Genomic DNA, 19,889 nt, shown 5'->3' on the forward strand with positions numbered 1-19,889 from the left:
GTTTCATCCTAGGCACCACGCCCTTGAAATGTAGCCGCGACCGTTTTTCGCAGCCGAGCAATCTCCTCGCCGTGAAAAGCCCGCCGAACTTCCTCAGCGTATTGCGGATAACGTTTGGTAACGGCATCGACACCAGCTTGCACAAGCTTCGTTTTCTCTTCTTTGAAACTAGCACTTCGCTCGTGATAGACGTACGCCCACGGCGTAATGCAATTCCGCCAACCAGCACCGATTGCTCGCATGCAAAAGTCGTTTTCTTCTCCGTACCCACGCGGAAACGCCACCTCGTCGAAGTTCCCGATTTCGTCCAACAACTGCCTACGAATATACATGCAGAACCCGGATCCAGTCGGAACCTCGACCGGTACGCAATGCGCAGCATTTTGAACGACATTCATCGCCAGCTCCTCAGCATCCCAAAACTCAGGAAGGCGATTTCGTTTCCCCATTTCAGGAAATGAGAAGGCACCCGCGTTGTCGCTCATCGCAGTAACCGTACCTACCTTTTCGCTTCGATAAACTGCCGCACGCAGGCCAGCTACCCAGTTTGGGGTCACGATCGCATCGCTGTTCAGCAAAATCACATCATTAGGACTACAGAGGGAGATGCCCTTGTTCACACTCTTAGTGTAGCCGAGATTGATCTCGTTACGAATCACTCGTACGCCCGACGAATTGGCGTATTCGTGAAGTAATTCCGTCACTTTGTTATCACTACTGCAGTCATCCAAGGCAATAATATCACACGAATCCGGGTCTGTGTACTTTGCCACCGATTCTAAGCACTGCTTTAGTTCAAGATATGCATTATAGATCGGGATAACAATTGTCACGCGACGCGCAGAAACGTTACCCGATACCCCGAACTGCGGCGCGATGTTTTCCTTCCTCGCGCCGGTGGCGATCACGGACATAGCCGTATCCAATTCCCCCGTTAAACGAGTCAACGAAAACTCGCTTACAACGCGATGGTAGCCCGCGGTGCCCATTTCTTCTATAAGATGCGGTGCTCGGCATAGATCGCGGACCGCATCTGAGGCAGCTTCGATGTCACGATACGGAACTAATTTTCCGGTGACATCGTGCTTGACCAGTTCACCAATTGCTCCCCACTCGTATGCGATCACCGGTCTACCCGCAGCCATAGCTTCCGCAACCGTGCGGCCGAACGACTCTGCAAAATTCGATAGACTGAGAACTACGTTCACCTCCGCCATAGCCATTGAAGGAGTCGCAAAGTAGCCCGCAAACCTCACGTTCTCGGGCAGATCCGGATCCATCTTAAGCGCTTCGATGTACTGGTTGTCGGGTCCAATAACGACGAATTCCGCTTGGTGTTCCAAATCGCGGCATCGCTTCGCTACTTCGATGAAATCTGCTATGCCTTTTTTCGGAATGTTACTGCTGATTATCCCGAACTTAATCTTCCCATCAACCGGATTGTCTTGAAGAAAATCGGCCGCATTCACGGCATTTGGCACTAAGAACGTCCGCCCGTGCCGGGAAAAAAGATGGCTAGTGGCTTCCGAATTCGCGACTATGTAGTCGGATCGTTCGAAAACAAACCTTATAATTTCCTCAGCCGTGAGACCGAGCCTTTCTTGGAGCGGAGCATCCAAGGAGATCAACTCGCGGACGTGTGTTACTCTAATTCTATTGAGGCGCTTGGCCGCCTCAAGCGGCTCAAGCAACACAATCGTGTTTGCATAAACTATATCAATGTTATTTTGAATAATGATTTCAGAAAAATTCAGGAGAACGTGTTGATCGAGGTCTCGTTTTCCGTACCATTGTTGGTAGGACAGCACATAAATCTTAGCTGAAAACTTCTTCAGCTCAGAAATGTATTCTCGATTGTTCCCACTGGGAAGCGTAACCACTACATTGTAGCCACATGCAGAAAGCGCTTTGGCGACGTCTAAGAAACTTCTTTCCCCACCAAATAAATGATGTCCAGAAACATGCGCACAAAGAAGTACGTTGGGTCGACCCGTATTCATCACGAAACCATCGATCAGCTTTGGCCTACTACCATCCTTCAGTTTTGTTGTCGGCCTAAACGCTGATACGACCTTGCTAGTACCGGTTTGTGGTATCGCTATAATAGGATCGTTTGTCCACCGGGGCGCATATTCTCCTAGCACGGACCTGACAACACGGAGGTAACTGTCACCGAAGCGCTGATCCGGCTCGAGCACTGTCCCTTCAGCCCACTCATTCCAGGCATTAATAAATAGCAGTGACTCTTTTTCCTCACGCTGCGCATTTTCCTGCTTCACGATATTTTTAAGCCACCTTCTGAATTTCATCGGCGTACAGCCGTGGAAGATTCGCGCGTCCTGCATGCGGCGAGCGGTATTATCCCACCCCATCATTGCACCACGGTGCACAGGCCACTCGTAACCTTCCTCAAAACGTGCTAGATCACCGTCAACTACCGCGTCGTAACTAAGTATTTCGCCATTAAAATCCGATTTGAGATCTTTCATTTCAGATCGGACATCATGGCGTGCGGTTTCATGCGGCGGAAACATTACGTATGCATCCAGGCCAAAATCTTCAGGAGGACCCTCAAGGGGCTCCAATCCAAACCTGACGGCGCACAAGTGTATCTCGCCGATACCTTGCCGCCTGCACTCCTCACGCCACAATTTAGCGACATCCAACCAGTTGGGGATAACTCGAATTCGATACACAACCACGACCGGCTTGCCCTGATGTCGAATGTACCGGCTGTCACGCATCATAGAGATGAATTCGTTGATAAGAGCCAGATTTGATTCTTCGCTGTAGCTCTGCTTCAGAAGGACGAACTTCTCCTGGCCGTCCCAATTACGCGACCAGTTCTCGTTTGCCCAGCATACACAAAACGGAAGATCGATCTCGCGATCGCCTAACATCTGCTCGATGGGCTTGTTTAGAAGCTTCTTCCCGTCGAACCAGTAGTAGTAGTAGCAGAAACCATGTACGCCATTATCGCGCGCCAACTTCGCCTGAAATTTCTGCGTCTCCGGTAGACGGAGATCGTAATAGCCCAAATCTTTGGGGCGGCGTGGCTGATAGTGATTTCGAAACTGCGGTCCCGCACGAACAACATTGTTCCATTCTGTGAAGCCGGCCCCCCACCATCTACTATTTTCTTCAATAGGATGAAATTGGGGCAGGAAGAATGCGATCGTTTTGATTGTTCGGTTCTGAGAACCTGACGCGAGGGATACCGCGTTCCGTTGGTACTGGATACCTAAAACTTCAAACTCGCCCTCGTTCGCTATAAAGCTGACAAGGACCAAAAATCTATCACGCCATTGGCTGTCATTTTTTCCATGTCTTCCCAAAATGTCTTTTGGCGATAGTCGTAAAGCCGCAATCTGTTTCAACAACAGGGCATCGAAAGAGTGCCTTCGCCCGCTAGCAACTTCGATCTCACCTGGCGTGTACGAAGACCCGATTCGAGGAAGAACAGTGTTTAGAAACGTCCTTGTATCTCCGTCTGCGCCTGGATCTATGATGAAAGTGACGTCCGAAACGATTGCCAAGTGTGGCGCGCACTCGAACAGCTCTGAACTTCGGGGAGCGAAAACATCTTTGGCTTGCGCCCCGGAGAATATCACGAGCACACGATCGTACTCAGAGAGTAGATTCGAATTTACCACATGGAGAATTCGCTCACACTCGCCGAGTTTAGACGAGTATCCAGCGACGTAAAAGTTCCCGCATTTTGACAGGTCAGCTCTCACCTGACCAGAAGACATACTGCCATGTGCGCAGATCACGAGCACGTCGTAAGAGTCGAGCGAGCATACAGAGAGCTGCTCTTCAAGATCGCTCCAGTCCGGATGGCTCCCGATTTCGAAAACAATCAGATGCCCGGCACGGTTAACGCTAGATCGCGGCGTGAAAAAGTCTGGCATCCCATTACGGGTCGGAGGCAAGTATTCAAACGTCCTGGGTGGGGCGCCCTGAATTACAGCTGATGCTATCACCTGGAACACAACTCCCCTCGAGTATTCCGCAGGCAGGTTGAGCGGTTTTCCATCGACTAAGCATCTCACTTGGTGCCTCAAACCATCCCTGAAACGCTCAGGAATGCTGAAAGTGAAGCCGTGGCTTCCGTTCCCTACACCCGAATTTCTAAGGTCAATGCGCAGGACGTCCGCTTTGATTCTTCCACACTCTACGCCGTCAATCTCCACGGTAACATCAACCGAGGCCGTAGGTTCCCTGAGATTGCAGGCCCATCCGGTAACGGACGTATCGGTTATCTGGTCAACATGGCCCGCCCCCTGAAAGTCTTGACGAAAGATGAAACCGTCACGAAACGCCTCTGCCGCCTGCAGCCGGACACCCGAACTCGTGAACACCAATTCGTGCCGTTGTCCGTCCGCCAAAGTTGAAGGAGCGCGCCAGGTAAAGTGCTGCTGGCTCGGCTGCTGTGTACCGGAGTTGCTCAACGGAACTTTAAACCTATCGACGACACGGCCTTGAAGCTCAACTGCCACGACAGCACTTAGATCCGTGTCCTCTCTAGGGCTAATCCATCCCGATACTACTCGGCCACCCACACTTTCTATGCGGCCGGACGCAATTGGCGCCACATCAGTAACGTCGCCCAGAACGCTAAGTAGGCCAGCCTTCTCGTCATTCCCGCAAGTGGCGAGGTAGTGCGCAAATGGGTTAACTTGTCCGCCTCGCAGATGCGGGTTCTTTCGAAGGTGTGCGTCTGTATTAAAATTCCTGTTTGGATCGTTACCTTCTTTCCAGCCGAGAAGAACGTAGTGAAGAACTACGTCATCTTTGCTGCTAAGCTTTCGGCTATTATTGATATAGAAGACCCGGTCGAAGTAGCCATCTATCGCCTTTTTCTGCTCCAGCGCAGATAGCTCGTGCTGACGATTTGTAAACCGAAGCTCGGCTTCGCCATACTCGACGTAGTGCGACAACGGCTCGACGCCCGCCGCTTTTACGTCCGCATATTTTTGTAGATAGTAGTTTACGTCAAAATCGCTTGAAGGATTCCATCCTTGCTTCCACCCAATTTTGAAGTAATGATCTATTGCATTCTCACTCGTCACTTGGCCTTGACTTTGCGCGCAGTAGAATCTCTCGTCGAAGAATCGACTGAACGCACCGGATCGCATCTTGAAGAACAATTCTTCGGCCGGAGTTGCAAACCGCCCTTCTACCTTACCGTGCGTGACATAATGGATCAGCGGGCATATTCCGCTGGTTGCGACATCTTCGTAAGTCCTTAAATAAAACTCAGTATCGAACAGTTCAGACGGATTCAATCCATCCTTCCAGCCTAATTTGCAGTAATGTCGAAAGCCATTGGTCGTTAGTCTATACTTCCTCCGGACTCTTTCCTTATAGTATTTTTCGTCAAAATACTCCCCGGCCAAATTCCTAAGGTTCACATAACGCCCTTTTGCGCCAAAAATACTAATCAAAACAACCTCATCCTCTATCTATCCAACCAACTCAAATACGCTTGATTACTAGCCTCAGGCTCCGAGTTTCACGGTAGTAGAACGCCGAGTTGGTATTCGCTGTTGAATGGCCGAGTGTTGAAGGTACTTTGAAGGTCCGATCCGATGCACCTTACCCCCCGCCGAACCAAGCTACGCATTCGTTCGAAACAGCTGCCGGCGTGGCGTATATCACAGGGCCCCGCACCCGGACTAGGCCAAAATTGGCGCTTTGTGCTTTTGTGCGCCAGGCTCAAGAGCAGCTTTTCGCCCCAGCGTCGCGCATTGGCCAATAAGTAGTAAGCCGACCACCGTCCGCCCACCAACCATTCATCGAACGCATGGAGGCGCTCACGCCCCTCAGAGGGGCCGGCCGATGCTGGAATAGGCAAAGCCGTGCTTGGCAACCTCGTCCTGGCGGTAGATGTTTCGGAGGTCGACGAGCACAGGCGTCTTCATCGCCGACTTCAGGCGGCGGAAGTCGAGCGCGCGGAACTCGTTCCATTCCGTCACGATCACCAATGCATCGGCTTCGTTGGCCGCTTCATAGGGGTCGCTGGCATAGTCGATGCCGTCGATGATCTTCCGGGCGTTGTCCATGCCTTCCGGGTCGTAGCCGACAATGTGGGCGCCGGCATCCTGCAGCGTCTGCACGATGGCAATCGCCGGGCTGTCGCGAATGTCGTCGGTGTTCGGCTTGAAGGTGAGGCCGAGGACCGCGATCTTGTGGCCGCGCACGTCGCCGCCGGCCGCCGCAATCACCTTGCGGCCCATCGCCCGCTTGCGGTTGTCGTTGATCGCAACCGTGGTCTCGACGAGACGGACGGGCGCATCATGGTCCTGCGCGGTCTTGACCAGGGCCAGCGTATCCTTCGGGAAGCACGAGCCGCCGTATCCCGGTCCGGCATGCAGGAACTTCGAGCCGATGCGGCCGTCGAGACCGATGCCGCGGGCGACGTCCTGCACATTGGCGCCGACCTTTTCGCAAAGATCCGCCATCTCGTTGATGAAGGTGATCTTCATCGCCAGGAAGGCGTTGCCGGCGTACTTGATCAGCTCGGAGGTGCGTCGTGACGTGAAGACGAGCGGCGACTGGTTGAGGTAGAGCGGCCGGTAAACCTCGGTCATGACGTCGCGGGCCCGCACGTCATCATCGGCAACACCGATGACGATGCGGTCAGGCCGCTTGAAGTCCTCGATCGCCGCGCCTTCGCGCAGGAACTCCGGATTGGAGACGACAGCAAAGTCGGCCTCCGGATTGGTTTCGCGGATGATGCGCTCGACCTCGTCGCCCGTGCCGACCGGAACGGTGGATTTGGTGACGATGACGGTGAAGCCCTGGAGGTTTACGGCGATCTCGCGCGCCGCCGCATGCACGTAGGAGAGGTCCGCGTGGCCATCGCCACGGCGGGAAGGGGTGCCGACCGCAATGAAGATGACGTCGCTGTCGGCGACGGCGGAAACGAGATCGGTGGTGAACGACAGACGGCCCGAGGCGACGTTGCTGGCCACCAATTGATCGAGGCCGGGTTCGAAGATCGGAATACGCCCCTGCATCAAGGCGTCGATCTTGCTCTCATCCTTGTCGAGACAGACAACGTCGTGACCGAAATCCGCAAAACACACACCGGAAACGAGGCCTACATAGCCGGCGCCGATCATCGTGATTTTCATGTTTAGTTAGCTCTGAATTTCGATTTTACCAATGGCTTCACACCAGATAGTGAAAGCATCCTCGGGCGGCGCGAGTTCTTTTCAAGCTTGGGTGAAACATGCTTTGCCCTAATAGGCTGAGGGTGATCGGAGCTTCCGCTTTTCCTCGAAGAATTTGTAATTTGGCGCTAACTGCCGCTCATTGAGTAGCCAGAAATTACTCAAGTTCCAGCCAACTTAAGAAGATATTTTCCATACGATGTTTTAGCGTACGATTTTCCGTGTTCGATTAGTTCGTCGCGAGTGATGTATCCGTTGGCGAATGCAATTTCTTCGATGCACGCTATGTTTGTGCCTTGGCGATGCTGGATTACGCGCACAAACTCCGACGCCTCCAAAAGACTATCGTGAGTGCCAGTATCAAGCCACGCGTATCCGCGCGACATAATTTCGACAAAAAGGGCCCCCTGCTCCATGTAGAGTCGATTGAGGTCAGTAATCTCATACTCGCCGCGGCTAGACGGCTGTAACCCCTTTGCCAACTCGACCACTTTATTGTCGTAGAAATAGAGACCAGTTACGGCGAAGCGCGACTTTGGTTTCTCGGGCTTTTCTTCCAGGCTCAGCGCGTGTCCATCCGTTGCAAGCTCGACAACACCGTAGCGTTCAGGATCGTCGACTTCATAAGCGAATACCGTCGCACCACTCTTGCGATGCCGCGCCTTTTCGAGCAGGTCACCTAGACCGGCGCCAAAGAAGATATTGTCCCCGAGCACAAGGGCAACGTTATCGGCACCTATGAATTCTTCACCAATCGTAAATGCCTGCGCGAGCCCTTCGGGTTTGGCCTGTATGGCATATGACATTCGAAGTCCCAAAGATGCGCCATCGCCAAAAAGCCGCTTGTAGCTTTCCAAGTGCTCAGGTGAGGAAATTATCAATATATCCCGAATATCAGCCTGCATCAACACAGACAACGGATAGTAAATCATCGGCTTGTCGTAAACCGGGATTAGCTGCTTATTAATAGCCAGGGTCGCGGGATGGAGGCGCGTACCGGAACCACCTGCGAGAATTATTCCCTTCATACAAACCTCTACTCTCTTTTCTCAAAACTGCGCGCAGGCCGATACTATACCGGTGAGATGCAACATAGTTTCGCGTTTTTCTTCCAGTTTTCAGTCAGAAATAGAAGCAAGGACTTGTTGTAATGCAACAGGCCATTCACGCGCTTCGATACCAAAATCCCGCGAAAGCTTTTCGGTCGATAGACGCGAATTCGTGGGGCGTCGGGCCGGTGTGGGATACTGCTGTGTCGAGATTGCCGTCACGGTCGGGACTACATACCCCGCCTTACTCCGCTGCCGGAATATTTCACATGCAAACTCATGCCAGGTAGCCTGGCCAGAATTTACAAAGTTGTATGTGCCAACGGGTGCGCCTTCATCCTCGATCAAGCGATGCGCAATCGAAGCTAGAGCCAACGCGATGTCTGACGCGGCAGTTGGGGAACCAGTTTGGTCGCTAACAACGCTTATCAATGTCCGTTCGCGCCCTAGGCGCAGCATCGTCCTCACAAAATTTGCACCGTGCGCGCTGTAGACCCAAGCGGTACGCAGAATTATATGTCGTTGGTTTCCGGTCCGAACTGCCTGTTCTCCGGCTTCCTTCGATGCACCATACACTCCCAACGGCGCGACCGGATCATACTCAACGTAAGGACCACTTTTTGTCCCGTCGAAAACGTAGTCAGTCGACACATGTATGACCGGAATATCCAGCCCCTTAGTCGCAGCAGCTATCGCCGCGGGCGCCAATGCATTTACTTTCCAAGCAGCCAAGACATCGCTTTCGGCTCGGTCGACAGCCGTATAAGCAGCGGAATTGATGACGGCCGAAAAGTCACCTGACGCAATATATTGACCGATCGTATCGCACTCAGTGAGATCCAACTCGCTGCGGGTCGGCGCGATCAATTCAACATCGTCGGGCCAAACGCACCGCAGCAGTTCAGTCCCCACCTGCCCAGTGCCGCCAGTAACCAGTATCCGTCGCTTACTCATGTACCCAGCCCTCGTCGTTTGGCGGCCTGGCTGCGATCGAGAATCTCCGTCCACCAGTCACGGTTGGCCAAGTACCAGGCAACGGTCTTCTCAATTCCACTTTCAAAGCTCTCAAACGGCTTCCAACCAAGTTCGTTGCCGATCTTGGCTGCGTCGATAGCGTATCTTTGATCGTGGCCGGGGCGATCGGCAACATATGTCAGCTGTTCGGCGTAGGATTGCCTGTCGTCGCGTGGCTGTAAGCGATCCAGAATTTCACATACCGTCTTCACGACATCGATGTTGCGACGCTCTGAGTTGCCGCCCACGTTGTACGTCTGACCCGGAACCCCCTTCTCGAACACACATTGCAGGGCTCGCACATGGTCTTCAACGTAGAGCCAGTCGCGTACATTGGTACCGTTGCCGTATACGGGAAGCGGCTCGCCTGCGAGTGCCTTGACGATCATAAGCGGAATGAGCTTTTCCGGAAAATGATAAGGCCCGTAGTTGTTCGAGCAGTTGGTGATCAGGACGGGCAGACCAAATGTGTGGCCCCAAGCGGAGACGAGATGGTCCGAGCCTGCCTTGGAAGCGGAATAGGGCGAGCGAGGATCATAGGGTGTAGTTTCAGTGAAGTAACCCGTCTCGCCGAGTGAACCGAAAACCTCATCCGTCGAGATGTGGTGAAAGCGAAAACTCTGCGCACGATCCGTCGGGAGCTTGCGCCAGTAGTCCAAAGCCGCCGCCAGCATGGTGTACGTGCCGACCACATTCGTCTGGATGAAGGCACCCGGGCCGTCGATCGACCGATCGACGTGAGATTCGGCAGCAAGATGCGTAATGATGTCCGGCTGGAAGTCTTCGATGGCGGCCACAACCGTTTGCTCGTCGCAAATATCCCCTTGCCTGAAGCGATATCGCGGGGACGACGCAACGGAAGACAGGGATGTCAGCGTACCGGCATAGGTCAGTTTGTCGAAATTCAGCACGTCATGTTCGGCGCTCTCGATAAGATGCCGGACCAGGGCCGATCCAATGAAGCCGGCACCGCCGGTAACGAGAATACGCATGATCAGTCCTTTCAGATCTAAACCTCGACGAGTTCGAGCGGCACCCCGTCGTAGGAGAAGGGGCTGTCGAAATCACGCAGGAGCGGCTGGCGCCCATCCTTGGGGCTCAGGAGCGGCTCAACGCCTTGCGGCAAGGGCCACTCGATTCCGATCTGAGGATCGTTCCAGAAAATGCCGCCATCATTCTCCGGAGAATAGAGATTAGAAACCTTATATGTGACCTCTGTCGAAGGTTCGAGCGTCACGAAACCGTGTGCGAACCCGACGGGGACGTATAGTTGGTTGCCGTTCTCCGCTGAAAGTTCGGCGCCGACCCAACGTCCAAATGTCGGGGAGGCTCGACGTATGTCGACAGCGACATCGAAGATCCGACCGCGGATGCATCGAACGAGCTTAGCTTGTTCGAAAGGAGGAGTCTGAAAATGCAGCCCCCTCAGAGTTCCAACAGGAACGGAAAGAGAATGGTTATCCTGAATGAAGCGATCGTCGATACCGTAACCTGAGAAAATCTTCTCGTTGTAAACTTCGGAGAACCACCCCCTATCGTCACCGAAACGCTTCGGACGAAGCAACACAACCTTGGAAGTCATTGGCAATACCCTGCATGCAGAAACCGAGGGCCATCAGCCCAGCGAATACACAACGGCGCATCTACGCCTGCCGCTGCTTAAAGACCTCAAGACCCGTATCCGCTGACGAGGTCATTTGCAATACTGCTCGGTGCGTTGCAACTGCAACCCTCCGACGCAACTTCAAATCATCAACAAGTTGTACGACGGTACGGCACCAATCATCTACGGCATAGCGCATTCGCAACTCACCTCGGTCATTGGAGGAGCCATATGCGAGGCCATCGGAGAACACACCTGCCGCCCGAAATCGCGCCACGTCAATGCGTTTCGTTGGGGCGCGGCTGTCGTTGACGTGAGTTGGCGCCAGCGGCACGAGCATGATGTCAATACGCCGATGGCTCGCGTCGGCCAAATACTCCGTCCAAGGCATCGGTTCTCGAATCTGCACGCGCTCGAGGCCCTGCCAGATTCCTCTCGCTCGCCGGTCGGCAAACACCTCAAATCGAACTTGCGGGCGTTCACGCAAAACCTCCGCAATAATCGGCCGGAGGAATCGATGCTCCTCAAGGTGTACCGCGGTCGCGTGATAGGCGATCAGAACCTCCCGGTTCGCCGGATCAAGCGTTTCAACATCATCGTTTGCGCTCAACCAAAGCGATTTTGGGGGCGCCGGCGGCAACACTGTGGCCTTTGCCTCCTTCAGGCGAGACGCAAGGTGTGGCGTGGAGGCCCAAACGATATCCAAATGCCTGTTCAGGCGGCTAAGCGGCCAAAGAGCGCGATACCAAAGGAACAGCCGGTAGAAAAAATCAGCGTCTCTACCGGTCACGACAGCAGGGATGTCGTCGTCGAGGAACAAACCCACACCAGAGAGACGTTCCGCATTGCTCTCGATCCAGCGCAGGATAGACGGCGATGCGTAGCGGCAAATGATGACGAAGGCCCCGTCGGCATCCACGGGCGGCGTTTCGCGACCGCGGATGTCGGCCACCTGATACGGTGGCATGTCTGGCGCTTCAAGACGCGCGGCGAGGTAGTAGTCGAAGGTGGGGTTCGGTATCCGCCCGAAGACGATGATCCGCTTCACCGGCTGCCTTGGACGACCGGTGGCCTCCTCCCGCAGCCGCGGCTGAGGCAGCCGCCGCTCGATCCAGCGGGCCATCCGTTCACGCAAGCGGCTCAAGCGCTCGACCTCGCGGCAAGAGTTCTCGGATGCGCTTCGAGAACGAATTCTTCGCCAATGAGCGAGAGGTTCGGGTTGTAGTAGGGGTCGGCTTTCAACGTATCGCTCCAGCGCTCATGCATGGCTCGCTCCTCCCCCGCAAAGCGCTGAAGCTTCTGCGGCGTATCGTCGGCGCCGCGCGAGACGCTCTCTCTATGCAACATCGTCGCCGCCGGCGTCCACACAATACGCAAGCCTGCTTCTCGTAGTCTCAGGCAGTAGTCCACATCGTTGAACGCAACTGTCAGCTTCCGCTCGTCCATGCCGCCGAGGCGGTGCCATAGATCCTTGCGTGTCAACAGACAGGCCGCGGTCACGGCCGACATATCACGACGTTGGCTCAGAAGCCCTTTGTCACCGTCGCCCTTCGGGTCGAGAAAGTGGAAGCTGTGGCGCGCGACTGTCCCTGCACCGAGCGTCACGCCGCCATGCTGGACGAACCCATCCGGAAACAGCAGCAAATTTCCTGCAGCGCCGACCGTCGGATCATCGAGTTCACCTGCCAGGTATTCGAGCCAATGGCAATCAATCGGCTCAACATCATTGTTCAACAAGAGGATGAGGTCATGTCGGGCGGCATCGACGCCGACATTGCAGGCGCGGGAAAAATTGAAACCCCCGGCAAGAGGTATGCGACGGATGCGTCCCGACTGCTCATACAGAGAGAACAAGGCCAGCGTGGCTGGTTCGGCGCTATCATTGTCGATGACGATGACGTCAAGGTCCGCCGGTGCCGTGTTCTCGAAGAGACCTTTGAGACAGGCCTCAAGCAAGTCGGCCCTGTCGCGCGTCGGAATGATGACGCTGACGGCAGGGCGCTCGCGTTTGGGCTGAACGATGGTGTCGCGACGGTCGCTCCGACGGCAAGATGATCCCTGATGCAGCAGCACTCTCGGCAGATGCATGATCGCTCCGGACGACACCTGCGCCATCGCGATGACAATTTCGGGTGTGGTTGCGCATTCCGGAGAAACGCCATCTGGGATGCAGGCCAGGCGAAGAAGGGCACCTTCCAGGGGAAGCCATCCGGAGCGGGCGAGTGGCTCATTCCAGGCTGGCTTGAAGAAAGGGGCAACACGCGCGCCGTGGGAGTCCATCTGATCTTCGTCACAGTAGACGACCGCGACATCCCTAGAGAATGCAAATGGACGCGCCAATCGCTCCAGGGCCTTTGGGGCGACGCGCATTCCTGCCGGAAGCCGTAGCCATAAGAGGTCGTCGCTCGCCTCGCCTCGCTCCAACACCTGTTCGATCTCTGCCGGATGCGCCTCTTGGAAGTCTCGCCACGTCTGGCTTTCGAGCGACTGTCTGGTCTGCGCAACCGCGGCTGCATCGGCGCCTTCAATAGAGACGAGGATCCGCGGCCTTCGCGGCCACGTGTGCGCATCATCTCCCGTTTCGTTCGCCTCCGCCAACGCTTGGGCTTCGACCCAATCGCTGTAGTCGGGGGCGGAAAGGGCGTCGCATTGCCGAACGAACCGAAACTCGGCTCCTTTTCTGTTGCCCGCGAGGAACAGTCTTACAATCTGCAAGAACGCCAGGGTACGACGGAATGCGATCAGGAGCGCCGCCTCTGTGAGAGACAGACGTCGGATCTTGATCTGCGGCTCTGTGCTTGCTGAAGCGTTTGCAGTCGCGATGTCTGGCAGCAATGACACTGCCTCAAGCTGCACCGGCGTCCAACCATAGAAGCGCCCCCGCCCCCGCCGATCGAGCAGGAAGGAACGGAAGACCGCACCAGGGGTTCTATCGCGACGCTTGAACGCAAGCTGCGGCCGGCAACCGAGGCGGTTGTCGGGATCGCAGACCGAAAGCGTGATCGGTCGATCCGCATAGTGCGTGGCGCCACGCCTCAATGCGACTTCGATTTCGTCATGAGATGGCTCGACCATCTGCTCCAATCCATCGCCGCCTGGCGGGTATTCAGTTCCTAGTCGAGCCATTGCCATCGCAGAAAAATGGATTGGAGCGCAAGCCGCCTTAGTCGGCAGCGGAGGTCTCAGCCGCTCCCGTCACGTTCGACGCCCTACGCAAATTGAGCGCCGGCGCCTCACCTTCAAACGCCTCCACCCGCCGATCATAGTTCGGCGCGACCGTTCCCATCAGGCGGTCCCAGAACGAAAAATAGTTCGCATAGTTGTATTTGAACTCGGCGTGGTGCTGGTCGTGATAGGTCGTGCAAAGCATCGGCCAAGGGTGTCGTGCGGTACGTGAGGCGAAATATTCGAAGCCCGCGTGGCCGAAGGTGCCGTTGATCTGGTCGAACAGCCGGTGCGCCAGAAGAATGATCGGCGGGAACGGCACCAGGAAGGTGATCACGGCGTAATAGCCCTGCGACAACGCCGTATCCACAAGACCAATCGAATCGTTGCTCCACACAGTCGGCGCGACGCTTCGATGATGGAGCAGGTGATACTTGTAGAAGGCCTTGGTGTGCAGCAGCCGGTGGGCAAAGTAGAACCAGGCGTCGAACAGCACCATGCAGAGCACGAAGAGCGGGACGGCCGTCCACCAGCTGAAATCCCAGGGCGAAAACAAGGTCCAGCCCTGGTGCTGTGCGAAGAGGCCGATTGCGACGGACGTGCAGGTGACAAGGATCGAGGCCATGCTCTGGCGGATTTCGATGGCCTTGCGCTTCTCCCCGCGTCGCCCCTTCTGGATGCGACGATGGGGATTGCGGTCGTTGAGCCAGGTGATGCAATAGCCAAGAATGAAATAGACCAGCACCGTTGCCGCGTAGATGACGCCCAGCAAGGCAACAAAGGTGAGGCTGTCCTCGAGAAGAACGCTCAAATCGAAATCCGCTGTAGAGAGGGAGGTTCAGATGGTGGATGGACTATATCAACCGCCCTCCCCGACGCAAGCGCGTCCGGAGCTAATTGCGTTCCAGCTCCGTCAGGAACGCCTTCAACTCGCTTTGATCAATGCTCACGAGATGCCGCTGCTCCGGATAGGCGCCCGATCGAACGTCTTCGGCAAATTCGGTAAACGCCCCAATCCGTTCCCGCTGAAGGCGATCATTTTCCGCAGCGAAGTTGCGGTAGGTCTTGGCGTGGCGCGGCACGTGGCCACGGTTGCTGCCGAGCACGTCGTCGGCAAACAGATATTGGGCGTCGCAGCCTGCCCCCGCCCCCATCGACAGCATCAGCATGGAGGTTCGGGCACTGATTGCCGCTGCGACGTCGCCGGGAACGACCTCAATTTCGGCGGCAAAGGCTCCAGCCGCTTCCAGCGCCTTTACCTGCCTCCAGATATCGACCGCGCTTGCCGCCGTCTTGCCGACGGCCCTAAACCCACCGGTCCAGGTGGCCTTGGAGGGAATAAGGCCGACATGGCCGCAAACCGGAATACCCTCCTCCCGCATGCGCCGAACGGTCGAAAGGCCCGCGGCGCAATAGACGGCATCGCCGCCGGCCTTCAGCGCCTTGAATGCCGCCCGGATGTATTCTTCCGCCGAAACGTAGTCGCCATATTCGAGACCGGGAAACGCAAAACAGGTCGGCGCCGCTTCGCGAAACTGCGGCCCCAAAAGCGCTGGCGGTACGGAAACGAGGTCTATGCCGGCTGCCTCGGCCGCTTCTGCCTCGTTGAGCGTTTCAACACGCAACATAGTGAGCTGCCGCTTGCCCTTCATCGAAAGGAGGTCGGCAACAGTCGGGCGGCGGCTTTTCATGAGAAGGCTCCGATATCAATAACGAAGGTGAGATGTAGAAGGCCGCTCTCGCTCTATGCGGCGAGCAAGGCCTTGAGTTTGGTTTCCGGTGAAACGAGCGCCTGGGGATCGGGTCGTTTTCCGGCCGCGATCAACATTTCCGCCAACCGGATATCGCGCGCGACCGCATTGCCGTGCCCGATTCCGGAGGCGGCCAGCAGGCGGCCGGTATCGTCGAGATGGAATAGAATGAAGGCGCCGTCTGCGAGATCGCGCCGCACCGTCACCGACGCGCCATCGGCAAGGCCGGCAATCTGCAATGTCAGGTCATATTGGTCGGACCAGAACCACGGCACGCTGGTGATCGTCTCTTCGGCGCCAAGCAGATTGCCGGCGACCAGCGTTCCCTGGTCCTGTGCATTTCGCCAGGCTTCGAGGCGGACCCGGCGATCGCCATAGTGACAAAGCGGATAGGAGCAGCAATCACCTGCAGCGAATATATCGGGATCCGAGGTCCGGAGCTTCGCATCCACGGCGATACCATTGTCGACCATGAGGCCGGCGGCTTCTGCCAGTTCCGTATTCGGCGCGGCACCAATGCCAACGACCAGGAAATCGGCGTCGACCGATTGCCCGTTCGCAAGTGTTATACGCACACTGCTTTCATCAGCGTCGATTTGATCGATTTTCGTATGGCAACGTATGTCAACGCCTTCGGTGCTGTGGCGGTCGGCGACGATGGTTGCGATCTCGGCCGGCACGCCGCGCGAAAGGATCCGGGGCAGCCCTTCGATCAGGACGACGTCAGCTCCGAGTCCGCGTGCCGTTGCCGCGAGTTCGAGGCCAATGAATCCGCCGCCGATGATGGCAAGCTTCCGACCGGGCAGAAGCTCGCGGCGGATCTCCTCGGCGTCCACGTGGGTTCTGAGCGTTCGGACGCGGCGCGACACATCGTCGATTCCGGGGATCGTCCGTGCTCGTGCGCCGGTGGCCAGCAACAGTCGGCCGTAAGGGATGCTGCCTCCGTCGAGGAGTTCGACGCGCTTGGCGACACGGTCGATTGCCTTGACTGGCGTGTCGGTCCGCACGTCGATCCCCGAGGTTGCATAGCGCTCGGCGTCCGCAACATATTTCGGTTGAACCTCGTGACGGAGACCGTCCTTCGAAAGCGGCGGCCTTTCATAGGGAAGATACGGCTCAGCACCGATCAACGTGATTGACCCTTGGCAGCCCTTTTCCCGCAGGGCGAAGGCGGCTCTCGCGCCACATTCGCCGGCGCCAACGATGACTATTCCACCCATTTCAACCTCCCTGGCCGTTCTCTTTGAGCTGTTCGTGTCGAAGCCGCGATCAAGCGATCGCGATGAACACGCTTCCGGCCTCGACCTTCACCGGGTACGTTTTCAGGTTGACGCAAACCGGGGCGCCCTTGGCCTGGCCGGTCTTGTAGTTGAAGCGGCCGTTGTGCTTCGGACATTCGATGATGTCGTCCATCACCAGCCCCTCAGCCAGATGGATATGTTCGTGCGTGCAAAGCCCGTCGGTTGCGAAATATTCGTCATCCGGGCTCCGGTAGACCGCAAAGGTGCGACCTTCGTGATCAAATCGGATGACGTCTTCCTCGTCGATTTCGTCCGCCGCGCAGACTTCAACCCAGTTACCGCTCATGACTTCCTCCCATTTGCTGAGTTCGTTGGTTATTCGGCTGCGTGCACGACTGCGTCGCTGTGAAACTCTTCCCGGTAAGGCTTCGCGGTCGCCGGTAGGTCGCGCTTCAAGAAATAGTCCTCCTGGCGCAATTGCCGCAGGAAGGCCGGGATCATCTCGCGATAGCCATGCAGCATTGAAGGGTTCGGCTCTGGCAGATCGTGCTTGATCATCGCGTGCAGCTTCGGCAGCGCGTGATAGGGCACCATCGGGAACATGTGGTGCTCCACGTGGTAGTTCATGTTCCAATAGACGAAGCGACTGATCGGGTTCATGTAAACTGTGCGGCTGTTCAGTCGATGATCCGTCACGTTGTCCGCAAGACCGCCATGCTGCAGCAGCCCGGTCAGCACATGGTGCCAGGCGCCGTAGAGCCGCGGCAAACCAATCAGCATCAGCGGCAGGATCGAACCGAGGTAGAAGCAAAGTGCGATCGTTGCGGCGTAGATGGCAAACCAGATACGGGCAACGAGGATCGCCTTGGCCTGCTCCATTTCCGGTATGAAGGTCGCCTCCTCGGCACTGATGATGCCAAGCGTGTTGCGGACCATGTCGACGATCGCATGCCAGACATCGAGAATGCCGAAGAAGTTGAGGACCAGGCGCAGGAGATCCGGCGGCCGCATGACCGCGATCTCGGGGTCGCGGCCAACGATGACCGTATCCGTGTGGTGGCGCGTGTGGCTCCAGCGCCAGGTGACGGGATTGCGCATGATCATGAAGCAGGCCAGCTGGTAAACGGCGTTGTTCATCCACATCGTCTTGAACGCCGTGCCATGCCCGCATTCGTGCCAGCGGCTGTCGGAGGCCGAACCATAGAGGACGCCATAGGCGAGGAAGAAGGGAACGGCGGCCCACCAGCTGCCCCAGAAATAGATGCCGAGCCCGCCGAAAAGAACGAGGCAACCGAGCCAGATCGCCGTATCGCGAATGGCAGGTCCGTCCTCACGCTTCATCAGTTCCTTCATCTGCTTGCGCGGGATTTCCGTGTGATACCACTCGGCGGCCGAAAGACCGTTGGCGACAGCTGCCCGGGCATCACGCCCAAGGAGACTGTAATCTCGCTTCGTTGGAACCATCGCCATTTGCTCTCCTCCCTGCGATCCGGCCAGTCCGGCCAGGAGCGTCCGATGTCGTGCAATGACGATAGGTTGACTTTTGCTAGGTCTCAATGCAGCAATGATATATTCTCTCAAATGACGTCATCCAGAGCATTTCATTTGTGATGCAAACCTATCAGGAGACATCGATGAGCAACCGTCCGACCATTGCCGACCTCGCGCGCACCGCCGGCGTCAGCGTCGCGACCGTCGATCGCGTCCTGAACGGACGACATCCCGTGCGCGAAGAGACTGCGCGCCGTGTCTACGAGGCCGCAAAGTCTATCGGCTACCACGCAGTGGGCCTCATCCGACAGCGCGTCTTTGAAGATCTGCCGCAGTACAAACTTGGATTTGTCCTGCAGAAGCCGGACCAGTCGTTCTACAAGGCAGTTGCGAAGGAGATCGAAAACGCGGCACTTTCGCTTTCGAACGCCCGCGTCTTCACGCAGATCGATTTCGTGGCAAATTCCACGCCAACGGCGATTACGGAGAAGCTCCGGGCGGTCGCGGCGCGAAACCAGGCAGTTGCGCTCGTCGCGCCCGACTATCCGGCAGTGACAGCCGCGATCGAGGAACTGAAGGAGCGCGGGATCCCGGTCTTCTCGCTTCTGTCGGACTTTGCGGCCGGTGTGCGTGAGGGGTATGTCGGGCTCAACAACCACAAGGTTGGCCGGACCGCAGCCTGGATGATTGCCAAGGCCGCCAAACGACCCGGCAAGGTCGCGGCCTTCGTCGGCAGCCATCGCTTCCTCGGCCACGAACTTCGAGAGATCGGGTTCCGCTCCTATTTCCGCGAGCATGCGCCGGAATTCGAAGTGCTTGATACCATGGTCAATCTCGATACGGCCGAGATCACGCACGAGGCGACACTGAACCTCCTGCAACGCCATCCGGATCTTATCGGCTTCTACGTCTGCGGCGGGGGCATGGAAGGTGCCATCTCGGCGATCCGCGAGGAAAAGCTGCAAGGCAAGCTTATTGCCGTCGTCAACGAATTGACGCCGGAGTCCCGGGCGGCCCTTGGAGATGATGTCGTCACGCTGGCGATCTCAACCCCGACTGCGACGCTCGCACGCGAAACGATCAATCTGATGATCCAGGCAGTCGACAAAGGCCCCACGGGCGCCCCTGGGCAAACCTTCCTTCCCTTCGACCTCTTCACGCCAGAAAATATCTAGCGTAGAATGATAGAAATCCATCATTGACGAAAGACAATGTTGCGGCAATGCAAGCCCTTTGAGCCACTCGCTCTTTGACTGTCCTCCAGCAGTTGGTGAAATGTCTCCGACGCTGTAAATGGAATGAATGTTCCATTTATAGCGCCTGACCCATCCCCCTGGAGGAGACATTCCCGTGACAGCCCTGCCCTTTGCCCTTAATTACCTGCCCTTTGCCCTTAA

Annotated in this window: 14 protein-coding genes; 1 reads left to right on the forward strand and 13 read right to left on the reverse strand. The window is 56.4% G+C overall.

The window, feature by feature from the left end:
• Positions 1-8: 8 nt before the first annotated feature.
• The 13 genes from LAC81_RS34235 to LAC81_RS34295 form a co-directional block, all read right to left on the reverse strand.
• On the reverse strand, positions 9-5,288 hold the full coding sequence (locus tag LAC81_RS34235) for a glycoside hydrolase family 99-like domain-containing protein (RefSeq protein WP_223729007.1): 5,280 nt from the start codon (positions 5,286-5,288) through the stop codon (positions 9-11).
• Between the two features lie 537 nt (positions 5,289-5,825).
• Complete coding sequence (gene rkpK, locus LAC81_RS34240) at positions 5,826-7,139, reverse strand: UDP-glucose 6-dehydrogenase (RefSeq protein ID WP_223729008.1); 1,314 nt, start codon at positions 7,137-7,139, stop codon at positions 5,826-5,828.
• Between the two features lie 200 nt (positions 7,140-7,339).
• Positions 7,340-8,206 carry a glucose-1-phosphate thymidylyltransferase RfbA gene (rfbA, locus tag LAC81_RS34245; RefSeq protein WP_223729009.1) on the reverse strand — a complete coding sequence of 289 codons (867 nt, stop codon included), beginning with the start codon at positions 8,204-8,206 and terminating at the stop codon, positions 7,340-7,342.
• 90 nt (positions 8,207-8,296) lie between these two features.
• Entirely contained in the window at positions 8,297-9,181 is an 885-nt protein-coding gene (gene rfbD, locus LAC81_RS34250; RefSeq protein WP_223729010.1) for a dTDP-4-dehydrorhamnose reductase, read from the reverse strand.
• Complete coding sequence (gene rfbB / locus LAC81_RS34255) at positions 9,178-10,233, reverse strand: dTDP-glucose 4,6-dehydratase (protein ID WP_223729011.1); 1,056 nt, start codon at positions 10,231-10,233, stop codon at positions 9,178-9,180. Before rfbB ends, rfbD begins: the two co-directional genes overlap by 4 nt.
• 17 nt (positions 10,234-10,250) lie before the next feature.
• Complete coding sequence (gene rfbC / locus LAC81_RS34260; protein ID WP_223729012.1) at positions 10,251-10,823, reverse strand: dTDP-4-dehydrorhamnose 3,5-epimerase; 573 nt, start codon at positions 10,821-10,823, stop codon at positions 10,251-10,253.
• A gap of 61 nt (positions 10,824-10,884) precedes the next feature.
• A complete protein-coding gene (locus LAC81_RS34265) occupies positions 10,885-11,988 on the reverse strand; it encodes a hypothetical protein (protein WP_223729013.1) in 1,104 nt (367 codons plus the stop codon).
• A complete protein-coding gene (locus tag LAC81_RS34270) occupies positions 11,985-13,919 on the reverse strand; it encodes a glycosyltransferase family 2 protein (RefSeq protein WP_223730408.1) in 1,935 nt (644 codons plus the stop codon). Before LAC81_RS34270 ends, LAC81_RS34265 begins: the two co-directional genes overlap by 4 nt.
• 88 nt (positions 13,920-14,007) lie before the next feature.
• Entirely contained in the window at positions 14,008-14,820 is an 813-nt protein-coding gene (locus LAC81_RS34275) for a sterol desaturase family protein (protein ID WP_223729014.1), read from the reverse strand.
• A gap of 82 nt (positions 14,821-14,902) precedes the next feature.
• A complete protein-coding gene (locus LAC81_RS34280) occupies positions 14,903-15,700 on the reverse strand; it encodes a 3-methyl-2-oxobutanoate hydroxymethyltransferase (RefSeq protein ID WP_223729015.1) in 798 nt (265 codons plus the stop codon).
• 53 nt (positions 15,701-15,753) lie between these two features.
• Positions 15,754-16,980: an NAD(P)/FAD-dependent oxidoreductase gene (locus LAC81_RS34285; protein ID WP_223729016.1), complete on the reverse strand. Its 1,227-nt coding sequence runs from the start codon at positions 16,978-16,980 to the stop codon at positions 15,754-15,756.
• Between the two features lie 49 nt (positions 16,981-17,029).
• Positions 17,030-17,347, reverse strand: a complete 318-nt coding sequence (locus LAC81_RS34290) for a MocE family 2Fe-2S type ferredoxin (protein ID WP_223729017.1) — start codon at positions 17,345-17,347, stop codon at positions 17,030-17,032.
• A 29-nt stretch (positions 17,348-17,376) separates the two neighbouring features.
• Entirely contained in the window at positions 17,377-18,471 is a 1,095-nt protein-coding gene (locus LAC81_RS34295) for a fatty acid desaturase family protein (protein ID WP_223729018.1), read from the reverse strand.
• 164 nt (positions 18,472-18,635) lie between these two features.
• On the opposite strand from LAC81_RS34295, the gene LAC81_RS34300 reads away from it, so the two are divergent.
• Complete coding sequence (locus LAC81_RS34300; protein ID WP_223729019.1) at positions 18,636-19,667, forward strand: LacI family DNA-binding transcriptional regulator; 1,032 nt, start codon at positions 18,636-18,638, stop codon at positions 19,665-19,667.
• Positions 19,668-19,889 lie beyond the last annotated feature (222 nt).

This window comes from Ensifer adhaerens (genome assembly GCF_020035535.1).
GTDB lineage: Bacteria > Pseudomonadota > Alphaproteobacteria > Rhizobiales > Rhizobiaceae > Ensifer.

Coding starts and splice junctions, on each gene's coding strand:
- LAC81_RS34270 (WP_223730408.1), bottom strand. CDS start 13,919: ATGGTCGAGCCATCTCATGACGAAATCGAAGTCGCATTGAGGCGTGGC.
- LAC81_RS34280 (WP_223729015.1), bottom strand. CDS start 15,700: ATGAAAAGCCGCCGCCCGACTGTTGCCGACCTCCTTTCGATGAAGGGC.
- rfbB (WP_223729011.1), bottom strand. CDS start 10,233: ATGCGTATTCTCGTTACCGGCGGTGCCGGCTTCATTGGATCGGCCCTG.
- rfbD (WP_223729010.1), bottom strand. CDS start 9,181: ATGAGTAAGCGACGGATACTGGTTACTGGCGGCACTGGGCAGGTGGGG.
- LAC81_RS34295 (WP_223729018.1), bottom strand. CDS start 18,471: ATGGCGATGGTTCCAACGAAGCGAGATTACAGTCTCCTTGGGCGTGAT.
- LAC81_RS34285 (WP_223729016.1), bottom strand. CDS start 16,980: ATGGGTGGAATAGTCATCGTTGGCGCCGGCGAATGTGGCGCGAGAGCC.
- LAC81_RS34290 (WP_223729017.1), bottom strand. CDS start 17,347: ATGAGCGGTAACTGGGTTGAAGTCTGCGCGGCGGACGAAATCGACGAG.
- rfbC (WP_223729012.1), bottom strand. CDS start 10,823: ATGACTTCCAAGGTTGTGTTGCTTCGTCCGAAGCGTTTCGGTGACGAT.
- LAC81_RS34300 (WP_223729019.1), top strand. CDS start 18,636: ATGAGCAACCGTCCGACCATTGCCGACCTCGCGCGCACCGCCGGCGTC.
- rfbA (WP_223729009.1), bottom strand. CDS start 8,206: ATGAAGGGAATAATTCTCGCAGGTGGTTCCGGTACGCGCCTCCATCCC.
- rkpK (WP_223729008.1), bottom strand. CDS start 7,139: ATGAAAATCACGATGATCGGCGCCGGCTATGTAGGCCTCGTTTCCGGT.